Below are 20,104 nucleotides of genomic sequence, written 5' to 3' on the forward strand. Positions count from 1 at the left end.
AAAAAAATCTTTGTCATGAAATCATGACAAAGATTCGTTTAATCTCGAGAACTTTCACGGGTTCCTTCACTATTTGATTGACTAGTTGAAGGAGTGTTTCCTTGTTGGTTCCCCTGATTTGGAGTTGTAGAAGAACCTTGGTTCCCACGTTGTGCAGAACTAGAAGATGAAGTTGATGGTGGTGTTTTCGGTTTGTAGATGGAAAGTTTGATACGCGTGCTAGCAAGGTCAACCTGTTCACCCGCTTTTGGTGTTTGATCTACAACTGTACCTTCTGCTGTCCCTTCAGGAGCAGTCGAAACCTCGACAACCTCAATATTGGCCTCTTTTACACCGACAATCTGAGTCAAATTATTCTTTGTAAATTCGAGACTTGAACCAATATAACTTGGCATAGAAACACTTGTTACTTTCTTAGCAACCGTTAAAGTAATTGTGCTGGCTTTTGAAAGATCATAAGTCGTACCTGCCGCAGGACTTTGTCTGAGAATAATTCCAGGTTCGCTTTCGCCGGATTCTTCCTCTTCCATCTTGATTAGATTCTCAGGAACCTTCTTCTCCTTGAGTTCAGCTACGACATCCGTATACTTGCGTCCAACATAATTGCTCAATTGGAAGGATTGCTTCCCAGAAGAAACAATCAAATTGACCTTGGTCCCTTCTTTTCGGCCACTACCAGCTTCCGGATCGGTTCGAATAACGCGTCCTTCCGCTACTGTGTCGCTGGCTTCTGACTTTTCTTCACCGGCTTCAAACTTGGATTTTTTAAGAGCTTCTTTTGCCTCTGCAACAGTTTGTCCAGCCACATCAGGAATAGGAATCGTTGCTGGTGTTCTAGATAAAATCCAGACCAAAGAAGCTGCAACTAATAGAAGACTAGCTAAAAGAATCATATAGCGAGCCTTAAACTTCCGCTTTTTAGTTGGCTTTTGCGTAGGTGCTTGCTCTGGGGTTAATTTCTTTGACTGAGGACGTTCTTCCTGCGCCGGAGCTTTTGGAATCGAGGTCAATGTACTTTGTGGGACTTTAGGTAAAGTCTTCGTATCCGCCTTACTCGCATCGTCAAAGACCAGTTTCGGTTCATTCCGACGATTATAAGACAAGCTAGTTGACAAGTCCATATACATTTCTGAAACAGATTGATAGCGATCAGACAATTTCTTAGCAGTTGCCTTGATGACAACATTTTCCAAAGCCTGAGGGACAGATGGGTTTTCAGCAATGACGGACGGAAGTGGCTTCTGGAAATGCTGAAGGGCAATCGTAACCGCACTATCCCCATCATAAGGGATATGTCCCGTCAGCATTTCATAGAAGATAATCCCCATTGCATAGATATCACTCTGGAAGGTCGCTTTTGAACCACGCGCTTGCTCAGGTGACAAATAATGAACCGAACCCAGCATCGAGTTGGTCTGGGTCAGACTCGTCTCTGCAAAGGCCACTGCAATCCCAAAGTCAGTAACTTTAGCAGTTCCATCTGGTGTCAAGAGGATATTTTGAGGTTTCAAATCTCGGTGAACAATTCCTCTAGCATGAGCTAAACGCATAGCCAAAAGAATCTGTCCCATAATCCGAACCGCCTCTTCATTTGAAAGAGGATAGTGTTCTTTGATATAACGCTTGAGGTCAAGTCCTGCTACGTATTCCATAGCTAGGTACTGTTGGCCATCTTCCTCACCGATATCTGTTATCCGGACGATATGAGGATGGTCCAGATCCGCCATAGCCCTCGCTTCCCGCTGGAAACGTGCCACAGCAATCGGGTCCGTCTGGTAGTTGGTCCTCAGGACCTTAACTGCCACCTCTTCCCCATCTAGGATCAAATCCTTGGCCAAGTAAACATCTGCCATGCCTCCTCGACCAATCTGCTTGACAATCCGATACCGCCCGGCAAAAATCTTGCCGATTTGGATCATTCTGCCGCCTCCTCGTTCATGTAAACAAGGGCAACCGTAATGTTGTCTAAACCTCCTGCATTGTTAGCAAAACGAATGAGGGTTGCCGCCTTGTCTGCTAGGGAAATATCACTGGTTACAATATCATAAATTTCGCTTGCCGAAATCATATTGGTCAAACCGTCACTATTGAGCAAGAGATAATCTCCTAACTCCAGTGTAATCATCCCAAAATCAGGCTGGATTTCATCTTTTTGTCCGATAGACTGTGTGATGATATTCTTTTGAGGGTGAGTTTCTGCCTCTTCTGGAGTCAATTGACCAGCCTTGAGCAATTCATTAACCAAGGAATGGTCACTCGTCAACTGGTGGTATTCTTCTCCACGAATCAAACCGATACGAGAATCTCCAATGTGAGCATAGATGGCTTGGTTGTCAATAAACGCAACAGCTTCTAGCGTTGTCCCCATGCCTCTGTATGCTTCGTCCTGGCCTAGTTGATGAATTTTTTGATTTTCAATCTCCAGGTAGTGGGCAAACCACTCACGAACTTCATTGACTGAGTTAATTTGGGTATCCACCCAATCTACACCGAGGTCTGTTACCGCCATCTCACTAGCGATATTTCCTGCACGGTGTCCTCCCATCCCGTCAGCCAAGATGATCATAGTGCGTCCTGCTCGGTTGACAAAGTGATTGACATAGTCCTGATTATTTGTACGTTTCTGACCAACATCTGTTAATAATGCTATTTCCATTGTGTCAGTTCCTTCCTATTCTGATATCTTGCGAAATTGGCTAATAAAGAATCCATCACTTCCATACAATTCTGGAGTAATCAGGATGCAGCCATCTTTCAGGATATCTTTACATTCGTGTTCTAGTTTAACCTGCTCGAACTCGGGATGACTTTCTAAAAATGCCTCAACGACTTGAAAGTTCTCCTCAGAGACAATAGTACAGGTACTATACGTTATTATACCACCTTTTCGTAGTGTTTGACAAACACTACCTAATATTTCCAGCTGAATTTCTTGTAAGGATGTGAAATCTGCTGTTTCTTTATTGTATTTGATATCTGGTTTGCGGCGCAAGAGACCGATTCCAGAACAAGGGGCATCTACTAAAATCTTATCAAAAGAGTCTCGACCGAAAAACTCATGCACTTTTCTTGCATCCAATTTTTTCGTTTGCACTTGATCCGCCACACCTAGACGTTGGGCGTTTTCTTGGATCAAGTCCAACTTGTGATCATAAAGATCCAAAGCGGTCACCTTTCCAGATGTGAGGTAAGAGGCAATATGGGCTGTTTTCCCCCCCGGAGCGGCACAGGCATCCAGAACCTGCTCATGGCCTTGTAGATGAAGAGTCGGAGCAACCAGTTGACTGGACTCATCTTGGATGGTAATAGCACCCTCCGAGAACAAATCATGTCCCGCAAAGTGTCCCTGCTCCTTGACCAAACCAGAAGCGGCCAAAGGTGAATCACTCGCCTTTAACACGGCCTTGATTTCCTCTTTTCGGCTCAAGTCAGTCACTCGAATGCTGGCTTTGTTGCGCACCAATAGGCTTTCAAAAATAGCTTGGGCTCGCTCTTCGCCGTATTCTTCCTTGAGCTTAGATACTAGCCAAACTGGGAGAGAATAGGCAATGGAATCACGCTTGTTTTTGCGTTTGATAGTTGCAATATCTGGCCAGCCTTCTCGCAAAATACGACGAAGGACAGCGTTGACCAATTTTTCACTGCCTTTTTTACGGGCTTTGGCTAGTTCCACTGCTTCATTGACTACAGCATGGTCAGGCACCTTATCCAGATAACAGACTTGATAGGCGCTCATAAGGAGTAGGATATAGAGCCAGTTATCTAGCTTGTCTCGGTCTTGGATAAAGTGGGACAAATACCATTCTAAGGTGAGTTTGCGGGCTACCGTTCCGTAAACAATCTCTGTCACCAAACCCTTGTCTGCTGCTGAGAGTTGACTGCCCTTGAGGTGTTTGTTTAAGGCAATATTTGAGTAGGCTTGGTTGACAAAAACATCCTCTAACACTGTTAGAGCTAGACTTCTAGCCGTTTCTACTTTAGTCACCAAATCGTTCTCCTACAGTCAATGTCCGTCCAACTCCGTTGAGGAAGGAAGCAATGTCCATCTTAGGCTTACCTGCTGGCTGCACTTGCTTGAGAGATAGAGCTCCTTCAGCCGTTGCAACGATCAATTCCTTTTTACCAATTGAGAGGATCTCACCTGAATTTCCCTGACCTTCTACTGGTAGGGCTTCATAGATCTTAAAGCGGTCGCCTTTGAGGAAAGTATGGGCTACAGGCCATGGATTCATCCCACGGATTTGGTTGAAGAGTTGACGGTTGGTCTTGGTCCAGTCCAGCTTTTCTTCCTCTGGCTTAATATTTGGCGAGAAAGTGACTTGACTAGAATCTTGTGGTTCAGGTTTGATCTCCCCAGCAATATAGCCAGGAAGGGTATCCAAAAGCAAGTCACGACCAACAATCGCTAATTTCTCAAATAAGGTTCCAACATTATCCTCATCAGTGATAGGAATACTGCGACGGGAAATCATGTCTCCTGCATCCATTTCCTTGACCATCTCCATAATGGTCACACCAGCTTCCTCATCCCCTTGAATCAAGGCATAATGAATGGGTGCACCACCACGGTGTTTGGGAAGGAGGGAAGCGTGAACGTTGACCGCAAAGTCCATGCTATCAAGAAGTTTACTTGGGAGAAACTGCCCAAAAGCAGCGGTCACAATCCCATCTGCTCCTAAATTCATAATAGCTTCCAGCTCTGGGCTTCCAGATAATTTTTCAGGTTGGTAGATAGGAAGACCCGCTTCTTTGGCAGCCTGCTTGACAGGGGTTTCTTGGATCACTTTTTTACGGCCGACAGCGCGGTCTGGCTGGGTTACAACAGCTAGGATCTCGTAACGATCATCTGATAACAAACCCTTCAAAACTGTTGCTGAAAAGTCGGGTGTCCCCATAAAGATTAGTTTTGTCATTTCTTCTCCTTCTTATAAAAATTGCTGCGGTTCGTGGTCAATGCTGAGACGAAGCTCGCTATTTTCCCGTTCTTGAGTCAAGGCCAAAACTCGATTGAGGGCTGGTCCTAGTTCATCTTCTAAACGGTATTTAATCAAAATCTGGTAATGATAAAGGTTGTGAGTACGGGCGATGGGTTTTGGCGTTGGTCCAAGGATTTTACTAGTTTCCGATAAACCTGAGCGCAAAATTCCCATAACTTCATAGGCACGTTTGACAACCTCTTCTTCTTTCTTATGAGAGAGGGTAATCCCAATAGTGAAATAATAAGGCGGATAGCCGAGTTGGCGCCTAATACTCATTTCATAGGCATAAAAACCTTCATAATCCTGATCTTTTGCAAAACGAATAGCATAGTGCTCAGGATTGTATGACTGGATCAAGACCTGCCCAGCTTTTTCCGCACGTCCTGCCCGACCAGCCACCTGAGTTAAGAGTTGGAAGGTTCTCTCAGAAGAACGAAAATCAGGTAGATTCAAGGCCGTATCCGCATTGAGCACTCCAACCAAAGTCACATTTGGAAAATCCAAGCCCTTGGCAATCATCTGAGTTCCCAGCAAGATATCTGCTTCCCCTCGGCCAAACTGGTCAAGAAGAGCTTGGTGACTACCTTTCTTACGGGTCGTATCCACATCCATCCGCAGAATGCGGGCATGAGGAAAGAGGTCCGCTAGTTCATCGTAGGCTTTCTGAGTCCCCGTCCCGTAGTAACGAATACTGCGACTCTGACAGTTGGGACAGACATGAGGAATTCCCTTAAAAAAGCCACAGTAATGGCAGTTCATAGTCTTGGTATCCATATGCAGGGTGAGAGAAATGTCACAGTTGGGACAAGTATCCACCGTCCCACACTCCCGACACATAACAAAGCTAGAATAACCCCGACGGTTGAGCATGAGGACCACCTGCTCTTTTTTATCCAGGCGATCTTGAATGGCCTCTAGCAAAGGAGGGGTAAAGTTTGATGTCTCATTCTGCCCGATATAGTCCCGAAAGTCAATCACTTGAACCTCAGGAATAGTGGCTAAAGGATTGGCCCGTTGGGTTAGACGTAAGTGTTGATAGACACCTTTTCCAGCCCGTGCACGGCTCTCTAAGCTCGGCGTCGCTGAACCAAGGACCAGGGCTGCTTTATTGTACTGGGCCCGTAAGATGGCGACCTCTCTAGCATGATAACGGGGATTGCTGTCTTGTTTGTAACTAGCTTCATGCTCTTCATCGATAATGATGACACCTAGATTTTTCAAAGGAGCAAAGATAGCTGATCGAGCGCCAACAACAACTTGGGCATCTCCGCGTTCAACCTTGCGCCATTCATCGTACTTTTCACCATTAGACAAGCCTGAGTGAAGGATGGCTACTTTCTCGCCGAAACGAGCAATGAACCGCTCCGTCATTTGTGGCGTCAGGGAAATCTCAGGCACCAGCAAAATGGCTGTCTTGCCCTTGTCCACGGCTCCTTGGATAATCTGTAAGTAAACCTCTGTTTTCCCACTTCCTGTAATCCCTTGAAGGAGGAAAGGAGGTTGCTGACTGCCAATAGCACTGATAACCGCATCACGCGCCTGTCTTTGCTCTGGGTTCAGCTCCAAAGGTTGACTGGCTTCAATGCCTTCGAAATAAGCAGCTGAACGTTGCACTTCCTTTTGAACAAGGGTTAGAGCTCCTTGCTCCACAAAGAAATTGACTTGCTCGCGTGAGTAGGATTCTAACAAGCTAGCCAGAGGAGCACTCTCAGGACGAGACAGTAAATAGTCTCTCAGCTCTGCCTTTTTCTTAGCACGCGCAGAAATCTCAACACCTTCTAACTGCTCAACATGGACCTCATACCAAGATTGGGTCTTGACCTTCTTCTGATCAACAGCCTGGTACTCTAAACGGAGCAACCCTTTTCTGGTCAAGCGCATCATTTCAGCTTGCTTGGCAAGGTCTAAAGAAGAAAAGGCGAGCGAATCTTCTGAACCAAACAAGCGCTCTCGGTCTGCCTGACTCAGACCTTCCAGAGGATAGAGAATCTTATCATAGCTGGAGTTTAAAAACCCTGGAAGCATAGCTTTTAGAATGGAGATTTTGTAAGAAAAGACAGACTTACGTAGCTCCTCAGCTAGCCAGAGTTGCTCCTGGGTCAAGACGGGAGAAAAGTCTAGCACCTCCGCAATCTCTTTCAAGTCCTGATCTGCCACTTCTTCATCCGACTGGGACTCCAAGGCCAACACAATCCCTTGGATTAAACGATTGCCCTTGCCGAAGGGGACATGGACCCGCATACCGACTTCCAGCATCTCTACAAATTCCTCAGGGACCTTGTAGCTATAGGGCTGGTCCGTCTGCATCAGGGGAACATCCACGATAATCTTTGAGATAGCCATCTTCTCACCTCCTTCTTGTCAGTACATTCTTGCAATAGAAAAAATAAGATTGAGTCCCCCCAACCTTAAATTTTTTCACCATCTTCTTTTTCTTTAGCGATTTGCTCTTTGATCTTTTTTTCTTCTTCTTCTTTGCGGCGTTTTTCTTCTTCGATACGGAGACGAACTGCTTCACGTTTTCCTTCTGGATCTGGGTGAATCGTAACGTTTCCAGACTCGATTTCTTCCAAAGCGCGAAGAGTTGATTTTTCAGACTTAAACTCTTGAGTTGCTGGCGCACCGGCTTCTAGTTCGTGGGCGCGTTTTGCTTCCAAGATTACGAGTGAATATTTTGATGGTACCTTGTCCAGCAAGGTATCGATAGAGGGTTTTAACATCATTTGCTTGTACCTATTTCCTATAGTTTATCGAGTAGTTGGAGATTTTGGCAACATCTCCTGATAGTGACCAATGACACGGTCCACACGGAAGTGTTCTGCTTCGATCACACGCTTGACACGTTCAGCAGCGAGGGGCACCTGATCGTTGACAATGGCATAATCATACTCACGCATGAGAGCAATTTCTTCCTTAGCTTTTTCGATTCGTTGGGCAATCACTTCCGCACTATCTGTTCCACGACCTACCAAACGATCTTGCAATTCATCCAAATCTGGTGGCGTTAGAAAGATAAAGACAGCATCTGGAACCTTTTTCTTAACCTGAAGAGCTCCTTGCACTTCAATCTCAAGAAAGACATCGATTCCCTTGTCCAAAGTTTCATTGACATAGGTTAGAGGAGTTCCATAGTAGTTACCGACATATTCTGCATATTCCAACATCTGACCTTGACGGATTAGCTCTTCAAACTCTTCACGAGTACGGAAGAAATAGTCCACCCCGTCCACTTCACCAGGACGTTGCGCACGCGTCGTCATCGATACAGAGTATTGAAATTGATTCTCAGAACTCTCAAAAATCTCTCTTCTAACCGTTCCTTTCCCAACTCCTGAAGGACCAGAAAAAACGATTAGCAAGCCTCGGTCTGCCATTATGTCTCCTTTAGTTAGTCTGTGAAATAAAGTAAAATTTCTCTCGGATACTGGTGATAGTGTCAGTTATCCTTCTACAGTCTTTCTATCTAGTGTAACAAAAAAGCAGTAATATTTCAACTGCTCTTTCTTATTTATTTAGCATAATCTACTGCACGAAGTTCGCGGATTACGGTTACCTTGATATTTCCTGGGTAATCGAGATTGTTTTCAATTTTCTCACGAACTTTGTGAGCCAAGATTGTGACTTTGTCGTCCTTGATTTGTCCTGGATTAACCATGATACGGATTTCACGTCCTGCTTGAAGGGCAAAGCTATTTTGCACTCCTTCAAAGCCATTGGCGATTTCTTCCAAATCATGGAGACGCTTGATATAGTTTTCAAGAGATTCACTACGAGCACCTGGACGCGCTGCACTCAAGGCATCTGCTGCAGCAACGATCACTGCAATGACGCTTTCGGCTTCGACATCTCCGTGGTGGCTAGCAATAGTATTCACCACAACTGGGTGTTCCTTGTACTTACGAGCCAACTCCGTACCAATCTCAACGTGACTACCTTCAACCTCGCGGTCAATAGCTTTCCCGATGTCATGAAGGAATCCAGCACGACGGGCAAGAGCTGCATTTTCACCAAGTTCACTGGCAATGATACCAGATAACTTAGCAACCTCAATCGAATGACTCAAGACATTTTGTCCATAAGAAGTACGGAACTGCAAACGTCCCATAATCTTCATCAAGTCTGGATGGAGGTTAGGCGCACCAATCTCATAGGCAGCAGCCTCACCGTATTCACGGATTTTATTGTCAATCTCCTGACGGTTTTTCTCCACCAACTCCTCGATACGAGCTGGGTGGATACGGCCATCCTTGAGCAACATTTCCATGGTCATACGAGCAATTTCACGACGAATTGGATCAAATCCTGACAAGGTCACCACTTCCGGTGTATCGTCGATAATCACATCGACCCCTGTCAAACTTTCAAAGGTACGAATATTTCGCCCTTCACGACCAATAATGCGACCCTTCATAGTATCATCCGGTAGGTGAACTGTCGAGTTTGTTGACTCTGCTACATAGTCACCAGCGATACGCTGCATAGCCTGAACCAAGATATCTTTAGCAATCTTGTCTGAACGTTCCTTCACCTCTTGCTCAGCCTCACGAATGCGGCTAGCAATTTCCTTAGTTAAGTTTTCCTCTGTTTGAGCCAAGATAATATCTCGAGCCTCAGTTTGGGAAAGGGAGCCGATACGTTCAAGTTCAGCTTCTTTTTGTCTTTCGACTTCCTCTAATTGCTCTTCACGTGCATCAAGGTTTTTTGCTCTATCAGAAATACTTTGTTCTTTTTGTTCAAGTGTTTTTTCTTTGTTCGTCAAATTGTCGTCCTTACGGTCAAGGCTCGTAGCTCTCTCCGTCAAACGACTTTCAATTTGCTTGAGCTCCTGACGTTCTGACTTAAATTCAGCGTCCACTTCTTCACGGTATTTTCTGGCTTCCTCTTTGGCCTCCAATAGTGCTTCTTTTTTAAGAGACTTGCTTTCGCTCTTGGCTTCATTTAGCAATAAATCCGCTTCGCGCTCAGCTTGTCCTCGTAAATTAGTTGCTTCTTGTTCAGCATTTAGAAGCATCAACTCTGCAGCCTCTTGAGATGATTTCATCTTAGCTGAGATGCTGACATATCCAATGACTAAACCAATGATGACGGCAAAAACAGCAATCGCAAGTGTCATGATTTCCATGTTTTTACCTCATTAAATTTGTTTATCGAATGACATACATTCCTTAATATTCTATCATAAAAAACCGATTTTCACAAACCCAAATTGAAGAGTTTTGTGTGATTTTTAGAAGAAATCCCTTGGATATTCAAGCAAAATTAAGAATCTTTAAAAATTTAAATTTCCACGAAAAACGAAGCAAAAAAGTCCACCTTTCAGTAGACTTAGTTTGTTTCTATTCTAATGGGCACCCTGCCGAAATTCTGCTCTGCGATGCTTGGCTGTCCTAGTTGGTAAATCTGGTCTGCCTTTTGGGTCATGGTATCCCAAGGTTCTTTGCCAATTCGGCTGACTAGACTGACCTGATCTTTCAAAGACTTGAGATGTTGCCTGCCTTTTTCAGTAAATCCAAGGACATGAATGGCTTCTGGCAAGTCACCTTCTCTAGCCTGCACCAAGATATAGGTCAAGAGGCGTCTGACACGTGCCTTGGTGTAACGTTTGGTCGCAACCGCTTCAACCAAGTCTTCCACAGACTGGGCTGTCTTGATGGCATCCTTGATGCGTACTGCCATTTCTCGATTGACCTGAAAAATGGTGGTTAGGTCTGTATTTGATAAGATTTGATAGCGGAGCAAAAGAAAATAGTCGTCCCAACTCACCTTATTAGCCTGCTCAAAAAGAGCAACAGAAGGCATAAAGCGTTCTAAGAAGTCTTGGTCCTTCTGGTGCTGACGCAGAGCTGTTGCCGAAGCAAAGTCCACATTCTTGTCCACAGAATGATAACCCGCTCCCTTACGCTGAATCGGCTCAAGCTTGATGTTTCGTCCTGCAACCGCCTTGGCATAGGCAAGAGCAAGGACATGATTGGGCGTATTGCCTGAAAAATCAAGACCTGCAAATTCCTTCCACATGGCCTGAGTCTTCTGTGGATAAGAGAGAGAGTCAGGCAGATTTTCCACAAATTTCTCCATCTCAGCACCTTTCTCTGTGTATAAATCAGCGATTTTTTGATAATCCAGAAATTCTTCTGTCCCAAAGGCTAGAGTATCAATCCCCAACCGAGCCAAGATATCCACAGCTCCTTGGCCAAAGAAATCTGCTGCCTGAACACTGACTAAAAAGGGCAATTCCACTACCAGATCAGCTCCATTTTCCAGCGCCATCTGGGCCCGTGTCCACTTGTCCACAATAGCAGGCTCACCACGTTGCATAAAATTCCCTGACATAGCCACGATTTTCAGTCCATCAGCCTGATTTAGCAGGTATTTATGCCCATTGTGAAAAGGATTGAACTCGGCTATAATACCTGTGATGGTCATAGTGTTCTCCTACTTCTGCGCGATAAAAAACCAACGGGCACTGGTTTCTGTTGGTTCCTTGTCCTCAAAGTCCGCATAGAGTTTGAAGGACTTGAAACCAGCCTGTTCCAGCAAAATATCATAGGTCAAAACCTCGTAAGTTCGCTCCTCATGCACTTCATCGTGACGACTAAAGGAACCATCCTCTTCCTTGATAAAGAGGGTCAACTCATGCACGATTGAGTGAGGTGCAGCGTCCTCGTAGGTATCCCAGAGCATGGCAAAATCTTCTGCATTTTCATGATAAGAATAGCCTGGAAAAACTTCATCTGTCTGGTAGGTCGAATGCACATCGAAGATGAAGACTCCATCTTCATTAAGCGCATTATAAACTTCTTTAAAGACGTCGCCTACTTCTACTTCATCCTGCATGTAGCAGATGGAGTCCGAATAACACGTGACAAAATCATATTTCCCTTCCTTGGACAAATCCAACATATTGCCTTCGATAAAATCAATCTTTTGCTTGGCTGAAGTCGCTCTCTTCTCCGCAATCTTCAGCATATCCGCGCTCAGGTCCAGTCCAGTCACCTCAAAACCAGCCTGAGAAAAGCGAACGGACTGGATGCCTGTCCCACAAGCCAATTCCAAGAGTTTCTTTCTCTCCTTAGTCTTAGGCAAATGACGTAGCGAAAAATCCGTCCATTTATCGTATAAACTATCATCCATCACAGCATCGTAAACAGCCGCAAAGGTTTCATATGTCGCCATAAAACATGATACCAAGTCCGCCCGTAATAGGAATGAAAATTAGGAGCTTGGACTTAGGATCCTGATCCAAGCCAAAGCTATCTATTTTCCGACGATTACAGGACGGGTTCAAATCCTTTCTATCACTTTCTTTTTAAAATAAGCAAATAAACCCAGTTGACTACAACTGAGTTCATCTTCTACGCCAGAGTTTCAGATAAGTCTACAGAATCCGCCTCATGCCATAGTTTTTCAAGATTATAGTGGGCACGCATTTCTTCTGAGAAGATATGCACAACGACACCGCCAAGGTCCAGCAAGACCCAGCCTCCAGCTGCATCACCTTCGACATGGCTGCCTTTAACACCAGCTTGAGCTACTTTTTCACGGATATTATCAGCGATAGCGTCTAACTGACGGCTATTCATCGAGCTCGTGATGACAAAGTAGTCTGTAACACTGGTCAAATCTTGTACATCAAGTGCGAGGATATCCTCCGCACGTTTCTCATCAGCCGCTTTCACGACTAGTTCTAGTAATTCTTTTTCGTTCATTTAGTCCTCTTTCAAATAGTGCACAAAGGCGTTATAGGTTTCAAGGGTTTGGGGATAGATGGGAAATCCCTGATGAGCTAAATGCTCCACAGTGTGAGCTGTTTCATAGGCCACTGCCTTATTGAGCGACAAACTTGCAATCTCACGCGCCTGGTCTACTCCTGGAAAGGCACGATTGTGCTCGATATAGTCGGCTACATAGATAACCTTATCTAGGTCTGTCATCTGACCAGCGCCAACAGTATGAATCTCGATAGCTCGCAGGATTTCAGGATCTTGTAAATTCAAATCTTCTTTGATTTTATAAATTCCGACCATACCATGCCAGACGTTATTACCCCAATTTTTGAGGTCAGAGTCTAGCTGGTAACGGTCAATCAAATCCAGAAATTCCTGATCTGACAACTTTTTAGCATAGTCGTGGAGAAGGCCTGCTAGGCCTGCTTTCTCACTATCTACACCAAAGCGCTGAGCCAGTTCTATGGCTGCACGCTCCACACCCAAGCAGTGGGTTAAGCGTTTTTCAGGTAGAAGCTCTGCCATTTTTTCCAACAAAGCCTCACGGGAGCAGTTGATATAGTCTTGATAGGCCATCAGTAGAGACCCTCCTTCTCGATGTAGTCTAGCACAGGCTGAGGCAGGAGAAAGTTGGGTTTCCGACCTTGGGCAAGGAAGTCACGCACCATGCTGGACGAGATATCCATGAGAGGCACATCCACCCAGATAACTGGATAGGAAGTCCCTGCCTTGTAGCGTGGACGCTGAACTCCCACAAACTGAACCATATCTACCAGTTCATCAATTCGGTACCACTTAGGCAGATAGTCCACCATATCGGCACCGATGATAAAGTAATAATCCGTATCTGGATTCTTCTCTGTCAAAATCTTCATGGTATCGTAGGTATAGGAAATGCCCTTGCGCTCTAGCTCAATAGTTTCAATGGCTAGGCCTTCGATCCCCTCAATCGCCAATTCAAGCATCTTGAGACGATGGTGTTCAGAGATGGTTTCCTTTTTATCTACATGAGGAGGTTGGTATTCAGGCATGAGCAGAACCTGATCCAGCCCCAACTGTTGCCGTACTTGGTCCGCAACAATGAGATGGGCATTGTGAACAGGGTTAAAATTCCCCCCTAAAATCCCGACTTGTTTACGTTTTTTCTCCTTGATTTCTGGCTCCAACTCTACCTTGGTAAAGGGAGTCAATAATTCGATTGCCATAGGCTAGTCTCCTTTATTTCTCTGTAAAAACAGTTTCTTGGAGTTTCGGTCTTAGATTTCTTTGACTTTCTTGGAAATCTTGCGATTTTCTTTCTTGCTGGATTGTTTATACAAAATCAAGATGCGTCCGATTTTTTGGACTGTATCCACACCAATTTCTTCTTCCAAGATTTCAGCTACTTCGTGGATGTTTTCATCTGTGTTTTGCAAGAGCGTAACTTTAATCAATTCACGGGCGTCAAGAGCTTGGCGAACGCTGGTTTTGATTTGGTCGTTGAGACCATTTTTCCCAATTTGAATGATGGGTTTGAGGGTGTGTGCCTGGCTGTTGAGGAAGGCACGTTGTTTTGATGTTAATGACATGATCTTTCTTCCTTTTTTGATAGTTATTTAGGTGGTGAGGGACGGTCGGAACTAATTTTTCAAAGATCTCATCTTTGAAAAATGGATTTCCTGACCTCACAATTGAGCCTTGGTCTCAATTGTGCCCCTTGCCAATCAAGAGATTGGCAATCACACCACGGCAATAACTATCTTTTTATGAGCTCACTTTGTTCGCTCAGTAATTTTATTTTAAATTATTGCTTTTCGTGTGACGACTGCGACGCCTTCTGGTGCCCAGACGGCGACTTTTGCACTTCCTGTTACACGGATCCAGCCGAGTCCTGAGATGACTAGGTCTGTTTTGTCCTTGATAGTAAATACATGCTGGACTAGTTTTGGAAACTCCTCTTTTTCCTTGCTATTTGGTGGCGTCAAAAGGGTTCCTAGGTGCTTGTTGTAGAAAGCACTAGCGCCTTCAAGCTTGGTACGATGCAATTTGAGTTCATTATCAAAGAAGGCTGTAAAACCTTGCTTTTCTCCTGAAATGAAGTCAAAACGTCCGAGACCACCTAGAAACAGGGTTTGTTCAGGGTTAAGCTGATAGGTTTTGGGCTTGATTTCCTTTTTAGGGCTGACATACTTGAGGTTTTTAGCCGTCAAGTAGTGGGCCATCTGGTGGCGGTGAATAATTCCCGGTGTATCGTAGATATAAGATCCGTCGTCAAGCGGAATTTCAATCTTGTCCAAGGTTGTTCCTGGGAAACGCGAAGTCGTGATGACATTTTGGTCACCCGTGATTTCTTGGATAATGGCGTTGATAAGGGTTGATTTCCCAACGTTGGTCACACCGACCACGTAGACATCACGGCCCTTACGGTAGTGTTCAATCTTGTCAATGACTTCCTTAATAGCATGCTTATTCTGGGCTGAAGTCAGGACGACATCCACAGGGCGAAGTCCTTCTTCGTGGGCACGCTCCATGAGCCATTGGCTAATCTTGCCCGGTTTAACTGACTTGGGCAGGATATCTTTCTTATTTCCGACCAAGAGGACATCATTGCCCGATACAAAGCGTGGCAGGCCTGGGATGACAGAACCATTAAAATCAAAAATATCAATGACATTGACCACCAAGGCATCACTGTCTCCCACCTCGTGCAAGAGCTTGAGGAAATCATCGTCCGTCAACTGGACATCTGTGATTTCATTGTAATGACGAAGACGGAAACAGCGTTGGCAATAAACTTCACCAGTCTCCAAACCTTTTTTAAGTGCCGACTGAGGAGTAAATCCAAGACCAGCCTTGTCTGTCGTCTGAATGGTTGCTCCACAACCAATACAGAGAATTTCTTCCATAGTTAAATTCCTTTTTTATATGTAATCGGTCCGTACTTTTCAGTGATTTTTCGCATGACACGGCGCTCACGAGCTCGGTTAATCTGCGTCTTGATAGAGTCATGTTGGACCAAGGGTCTGACCAAGATTGAGCGAATCCCTGCACGATGCGCTGCCCGAATATCGGTCATGAGCTGGTCGCCGACCATGACCACTTCATTTTTCTCATAGTGGAATTCTTTCATGGCACGGTCTATTCCAAAGGTGAAGGGCTTAAGAGCCCAATAAACGTAGTCAATCCCAAACTTCTCAACTGCTCGTTGAACCCGTTTTTTGGTATTATTTGAGACCACGATGATGCGAATACCTGCGTCCCGAAGGTCATGTAGCCATTGCTTCATCTCTGGCGTCCCATCAGGGTTATTCCAAGCAATGAGGGTATTGTCCAAATCGACCAAAACAGCCTTGATCCCCTGCGCCTGCAGGCTTGGGACTGTCAGATCATAGACTGCTTCCACAGCAAAATCTGGCATATAGTTTTCAATCGCCATTCTGGCTCCTTTTTTTAGTTTCTAGCAATTTTCTTTAAACATTGAGCTAAGACTGCCCATAAAATAAGACTAGCTATCAAAATATAAATCCAAGCATTTGGTTCATCTGTAAACGGTAAGGGAACATTCATTCCGAAAAATCCTGTAATAACCGCAAGGATAGCTAGCAAGACTGAGATAATGGTCAAAGTTGTCAAATTATCATTTAGATTATTATTTAGGATATTGTTGTAAGAGGCTGAGAGTTGTTGCAAAACTTGAGATATCAAGTCTGTCATTGAAACCAACTGATGGGCTTCAATCATAGCATCGTCAAACTGCTCTCTTTCTACCTCATTAAGATTGCGATAAAGAGCATGCCCTTGAATATGTTCTAAGAGGAGACGATTTTGTTTAGCAGCAGCTGTCAGGTAAACCATACCAGTTTCCAAGTCAGAGAGGGCAAAAAGATTTTTTTTAGTTGTTTTTTGACGAAGAAGTGCACTGATTTCATCCTTACTTTTATCCATCTCTTCAATAACTGGATAGTAAGCATTGCTAATAATCTCTAAACTGGCAAAAAGAAATTTGTAGATTGAAATAATTTCATGGCTTTCAAGGTAGGTCGCCATGCGTTTAATCACATAAGTATTCTTGTGATTGCTGATAGTAATCAGCCGTTGTTTTTCAACGATAAAGGTCATCGGAATCGCTTCATAATATTCCTTGTCTTTTTCTAAATCAAGAACATTATAAATAAAGGTTACCGTCTCCGTTTCACGGTTATAATCCATGTGGGCTCGTTCATTTCTATCCAGAGCATACTCGATGGTTTCCTTGTCCAATCCATAGATGTCAGAAAGATCTTCCATATTTTTAATCTTATCCACATCAAGGTCTATCCAAGTACGATCGTGACCTAATTTTTTCTCTACAAATAGCATACTCTCTCCTTTACCAAACTCCTTCTATTGTACCACAAATCTGCTAAAATAGTCGGACTATTCAGTACGGGATAAATTACTAACAACGGTAATATTGCGGTTAGGAACAAAGTGAAGGGCTTGATCGTCACCGCGCAGTTGTGTTGTACGGATTCCTACACTAACGACCTTTCCAGAAACGGTAATCGGTCCGTTTGTGAGGACCACTTCATCGCCCACATCGAGCTGGCGTTCAAAGAGGATGAAGAAGCCATTAATGACATCGGATAGAAAACCTTGCGCCCCCATCCCAATGGCTACACCAGCAATCCCCGCACCGGCAAGCAAACTAGAAACCGGCAAGCCTAAAATAGACAGGATGCAATAGATTAAAAAGAAATAAAGAATGTAGTTAAAGACATTCTCCAGCAAACGCGAAATGGTCTTTTGCCTTCCTGCATCCCGATTTGAAAATTTAAGTGAGGGCTTGACAATCTTTCGGACAGTCGCATGAAGCATCTTTTTAGCTATATAAAATAGTAAAAACAAAATCAAAAGAGAAATCACCTTGGTCAAGAGATTCTCTAACATGGTTGTTAAATCAAGTTTATCAAAATAGCGTTGAAAAAAATCTTGCATATAAAACTCCTTTTTCCTATTATACCATAAAATCGTCCTTCTCTTTTCTTTCATAATTATTCAATTTTCGTCTATGTTTTTCAAAATATCACTTGCCTCTATAGCATATTTATACTATAATTATAAACAATACATTTTGAAGGAGACTGCTATGAAACGAATCATTAGAGCCTGGACCAAGGCAAGCCTCATCAAACGAATCCTTATTGGAATGATCTTGGGAGCGACATTAGGGATGCTCTTTCCAAACCTTACAGGAATTGGTCTGCTTGGAGATCTCTTTGTAGGCGGACTGAAAGCCATCGCTCCTATTTTGGTTTTTGCCCTTGTTGCCAATGCCCTTTCCCAACACCAAAAGGGGCAAAATACCAATATGAAGACGGTTATTTTCCTATACTTGCTCGGAACCTTTGCTGCTGCATTGGTGGCCGTTCTAGCTAGTTTCTTACTGCCTGTGCAAATCACCCTGACCAGTGTAAATACAGAAGTTGCTGCTCCTGACGGTATCGGTCAAGTCCTCAGCAACCTCTTGCTCAAACTGGTGGACAATCCCCTAAATGCTATTGTTGAAGCCAACTATATCGGAATTCTCTCTTGGGCAGTCATCTTTGGCTTGGCTATGAGAGAAGCAAGTAAACACAGTAAAGAATTACTGAAAACCATGGCAGATGTGACCTCTAAAATTGTGGAATGGATTATCAACCTAGCACCCTTTGGGATTTTAGGTTTGGTGTTTAAGACCATCTCTGACAAGGGCATTGCCAGTCTGGCTAACTACGGTATCCTCCTAGGACTCTTGATTGCTACCATGGCCTTTGTAGCTCTCATCGTCAACCCACTCATCGCCTTTCTCTTTATGAGGAAAAATCCCTATCCCCTTGTTTTTAAATGCCTACGTGTCAGTGGTATTACAGCCTTCTTCACTCGTAGCTCTGCTGCAAATATTCCTGTCAATATGAAACTCTGCCAAGACTTGGGACTGAATCCTGATACCTACTCTGTCTCCATTCCGCTTGGTTCGACCATCAATATGGCTGGCGCTGCCGTTACCATAAATGTCCTGACCCTGGCTGCTGTCAATACACTCGGAATCTCGGTAGACTTTGGGACAGCATTTGTACTCAGTGTAGTGGCTGCCATTTCTGCCTGCGGGGCATCTGGAATTGCTGGGGGATCGCTTCTCCTCATTCCTGTCGCTTGTAGCCTCTTTGGGATTTCCAACGACTTGGCTATGCAGGTTGTCGGAGTCGGATTTGTGATCGGAGTCGTGCAAGACTCCTGCGAAACAGCTCTGAACTCTTCAACAGATGTCCTCTTTACAGCGGTTGCTGAGTATGCTACAAACCGAAAACTTCGCCCCTAGTCTCTGATTTCTCATTAAATACTTGATTCTATTAGTTTAGGAAATTTTCATGTCCCTCACTCAACGCACGACAAAACTGATCTTAGCGACCTGTCTCGCTTGTTTTCTCGCTTATTTTTTAGATTTATCATCAGCTGTTTCAGCTGGTATTATCGCCCTCTTAAGCCTTTCCGACACGCGCAGAAGTACGCTGAAATTGGCTCGAAACCGCCTCTTTTCCATGCTCCTAGCGCTCGCTATCGGCGTTCTAGCCTTTCAGCTTACAGGCTTTCACATCTGGAGTCTGGGCCTCTATCTGGCTCTCTATGTCCCTCTTTCTTACAAAATGGGGTGGGAAATCGGCATCACACCTAGCAGTGTCTTAGTTGGTCATCTCTTGGTACAGGAGTCTACTTCTCCAGCTCTCTTGCTCAATGAAGTGCTCCTCTTTCTCATCGGGACAAGCTTTGCTCTGTTGGTCAACCTTTACATGCCTTCTCGCGAAAAAGCCATCCAAAGCTACCACCTTCAGGTCGAAGAAAAGTTAAAAGACATCCTGCTTCGCTTTAAATACTATCTGTCAAGAGGAGACGGACGCAATCAAGCTCAACTCGTTGACCAATTAGATAGCCTTCTTGAGGAAGCCCTCAAGCTGGTCTATTTGGACCACTCAGATCATCTCTTTCACCAAACGGACTACCACATCCACTACTTTGAGATGAGACAGAGACAAAGTCGCATCCTGCGAAATATGGCCCAGCAGATTAATACCTGTCATCTGGCCGCAAGTGAGAGTTTGATTTTGGCCCAGCTCTTTTCCAAGATCGCTGCCCAGCTAAGTCAGTCCAATCCTGCTCATGACCTACTTGATGACATCGAACGCTATCTGCAAGTCTTCCGCAATCGAAGTCTCCCTAAAACACGTGAGGAGTTTGAAACCCGTGCCACCCTCCTGCAACTACTACGCGAAGCCAAAACCTTTATCCAGGTCAAGGTCGATTTTTACCAGAAATATGGAAACTAAAACGCAAAGAACCTCAGAGGAAGTCCTCTGAGGTTCTTGTTTTCCCTTAACTCCAATTATCTTTACTGCACAGAAATTA

General features: G+C 44.4%; 20 protein-coding genes. 2 read left to right on the forward strand and 18 right to left on the reverse strand.

The features are described from left to right. Window positions 1-38 precede the first annotated feature (38 nt). The 18 genes from pknB to ACXYSL_RS02885 form a co-directional block, all read right to left on the reverse strand. Window positions 39-1,919 carry a Stk1 family PASTA domain-containing Ser/Thr kinase gene (gene pknB / locus ACXYSL_RS02800; RefSeq protein WP_458623903.1) on the reverse strand — a complete coding sequence of 627 codons (1,881 nt, stop codon included), beginning with the start codon at window positions 1,917-1,919 and terminating at the stop codon, window positions 39-41. Next, a complete protein-coding gene (locus ACXYSL_RS02805; protein WP_084875761.1) occupies window positions 1,916-2,656 on the reverse strand; it encodes a Stp1/IreP family PP2C-type Ser/Thr phosphatase in 741 nt (246 codons plus the stop codon). Before ACXYSL_RS02805 ends, pknB begins: the two co-directional genes overlap by 4 nt. Window positions 2,657-2,671: 15 nt before the next feature. Further along, entirely contained in the window at window positions 2,672-3,985 is a 1,314-nt protein-coding gene (gene rsmB, locus ACXYSL_RS02810; RefSeq protein WP_458623904.1) for a 16S rRNA (cytosine(967)-C(5))-methyltransferase RsmB, read from the reverse strand. Continuing rightward, on the reverse strand, window positions 3,978-4,913 hold the full coding sequence (fmt, locus tag ACXYSL_RS02815; RefSeq protein ID WP_458623905.1) for a methionyl-tRNA formyltransferase: 936 nt from the start codon (window positions 4,911-4,913) through the stop codon (window positions 3,978-3,980). The genes rsmB and fmt overlap by 8 nt, the downstream gene beginning before the upstream one ends. 12 nt (window positions 4,914-4,925) lie before the next feature. Next, window positions 4,926-7,322, reverse strand: coding sequence for a primosomal protein N' (locus ACXYSL_RS02820; protein WP_458623906.1), 2,397 nt, complete (start codon window positions 7,320-7,322; stop codon window positions 4,926-4,928). Window positions 7,323-7,387: 65 nt separating this feature from the next. Further along, a complete protein-coding gene (rpoZ, locus tag ACXYSL_RS02825; protein WP_002874282.1) occupies window positions 7,388-7,702 on the reverse strand; it encodes a DNA-directed RNA polymerase subunit omega in 315 nt (104 codons plus the stop codon). A gap of 24 nt (window positions 7,703-7,726) precedes the next feature. Next, the gene (gmk, locus tag ACXYSL_RS02830) at window positions 7,727-8,353 is read right to left on the reverse strand and encodes a guanylate kinase (RefSeq protein WP_000775041.1); all 627 of its coding nucleotides are present in this window, start codon (window positions 8,351-8,353) and stop codon (window positions 7,727-7,729) included. A 134-nt stretch (window positions 8,354-8,487) separates the two neighbouring features. Continuing rightward, entirely contained in the window at window positions 8,488-10,101 is a 1,614-nt protein-coding gene (locus ACXYSL_RS02835) for a ribonuclease Y (RefSeq protein WP_295588650.1), read from the reverse strand. A gap of 203 nt (window positions 10,102-10,304) precedes the next feature. Then, window positions 10,305-11,402: a nucleotidyltransferase gene (locus tag ACXYSL_RS02840; RefSeq protein WP_458623907.1), complete on the reverse strand. Its 1,098-nt coding sequence runs from the start codon at window positions 11,400-11,402 to the stop codon at window positions 10,305-10,307. Window positions 11,403-11,411: 9 nt separating this feature from the next. Continuing rightward, window positions 11,412-12,152 carry a class I SAM-dependent DNA methyltransferase gene (locus tag ACXYSL_RS02845; protein ID WP_458623908.1) on the reverse strand — a complete coding sequence of 247 codons (741 nt, stop codon included), beginning with the start codon at window positions 12,150-12,152 and terminating at the stop codon, window positions 11,412-11,414. 179 nt (window positions 12,153-12,331) lie between these two features. Next, a complete protein-coding gene (gene rsfS / locus ACXYSL_RS02850) occupies window positions 12,332-12,685 on the reverse strand; it encodes a ribosome silencing factor (protein WP_458623909.1) in 354 nt (117 codons plus the stop codon). Then, window positions 12,686-13,279, reverse strand: a complete 594-nt coding sequence (gene yqeK, locus ACXYSL_RS02855) for a bis(5'-nucleosyl)-tetraphosphatase (symmetrical) YqeK (RefSeq protein WP_458623910.1) — start codon at window positions 13,277-13,279, stop codon at window positions 12,686-12,688. Then, entirely contained in the window at window positions 13,279-13,908 is a 630-nt protein-coding gene (locus ACXYSL_RS02860; RefSeq protein ID WP_458623911.1) for a nicotinate-nucleotide adenylyltransferase, read from the reverse strand. The genes yqeK and ACXYSL_RS02860 overlap by 1 nt, the downstream gene beginning before the upstream one ends. Window positions 13,909-13,959: 51 nt before the next feature. Beyond that, entirely contained in the window at window positions 13,960-14,271 is a 312-nt protein-coding gene (gene yhbY / locus ACXYSL_RS02865; RefSeq protein ID WP_000060171.1) for a ribosome assembly RNA-binding protein YhbY, read from the reverse strand. Between the two features lie 210 nt (window positions 14,272-14,481). After that, window positions 14,482-15,588, reverse strand: coding sequence for a ribosome biogenesis GTPase YqeH (gene yqeH, locus ACXYSL_RS02870; RefSeq protein WP_458623912.1), 1,107 nt, complete (start codon window positions 15,586-15,588; stop codon window positions 14,482-14,484). Window positions 15,589-15,590: 2 nt separating this feature from the next. After that, the gene (locus tag ACXYSL_RS02875; RefSeq protein WP_458623913.1) at window positions 15,591-16,118 is read right to left on the reverse strand and encodes a YqeG family HAD IIIA-type phosphatase; all 528 of its coding nucleotides are present in this window, start codon (window positions 16,116-16,118) and stop codon (window positions 15,591-15,593) included. A 14-nt stretch (window positions 16,119-16,132) separates the two neighbouring features. After that, a complete protein-coding gene (locus tag ACXYSL_RS02880; RefSeq protein ID WP_000899718.1) occupies window positions 16,133-17,041 on the reverse strand; it encodes a magnesium transporter CorA family protein in 909 nt (302 codons plus the stop codon). Window positions 17,042-17,098: 57 nt separating this feature from the next. Then, window positions 17,099-17,659 (reverse strand): mechanosensitive ion channel family protein, encoded by a 561-nt coding sequence (locus tag ACXYSL_RS02885; RefSeq protein WP_007517840.1) that lies wholly within the window; start codon window positions 17,657-17,659, stop codon window positions 17,099-17,101. A gap of 151 nt (window positions 17,660-17,810) precedes the next feature. Here ACXYSL_RS02885 and sstT point away from each other — a divergent pair, with 151 nt between their 5' ends. Together sstT and ACXYSL_RS02895 are read left to right on the forward strand one after the other, a co-directional pair. Continuing rightward, entirely contained in the window at window positions 17,811-19,022 is a 1,212-nt protein-coding gene (gene sstT, locus ACXYSL_RS02890) for a serine/threonine transporter SstT (protein ID WP_458623914.1), read from the forward strand. 49 nt (window positions 19,023-19,071) lie between these two features. After that, entirely contained in the window at window positions 19,072-20,025 is a 954-nt protein-coding gene (locus ACXYSL_RS02895; protein WP_458623915.1) for an aromatic acid exporter family protein, read from the forward strand. The last annotated feature ends 79 nt before the right edge of the window (window positions 20,026-20,104 follow it).

The sequence above is a fragment of the Streptococcus sp. V913 genome (assembly GCF_054353455.1).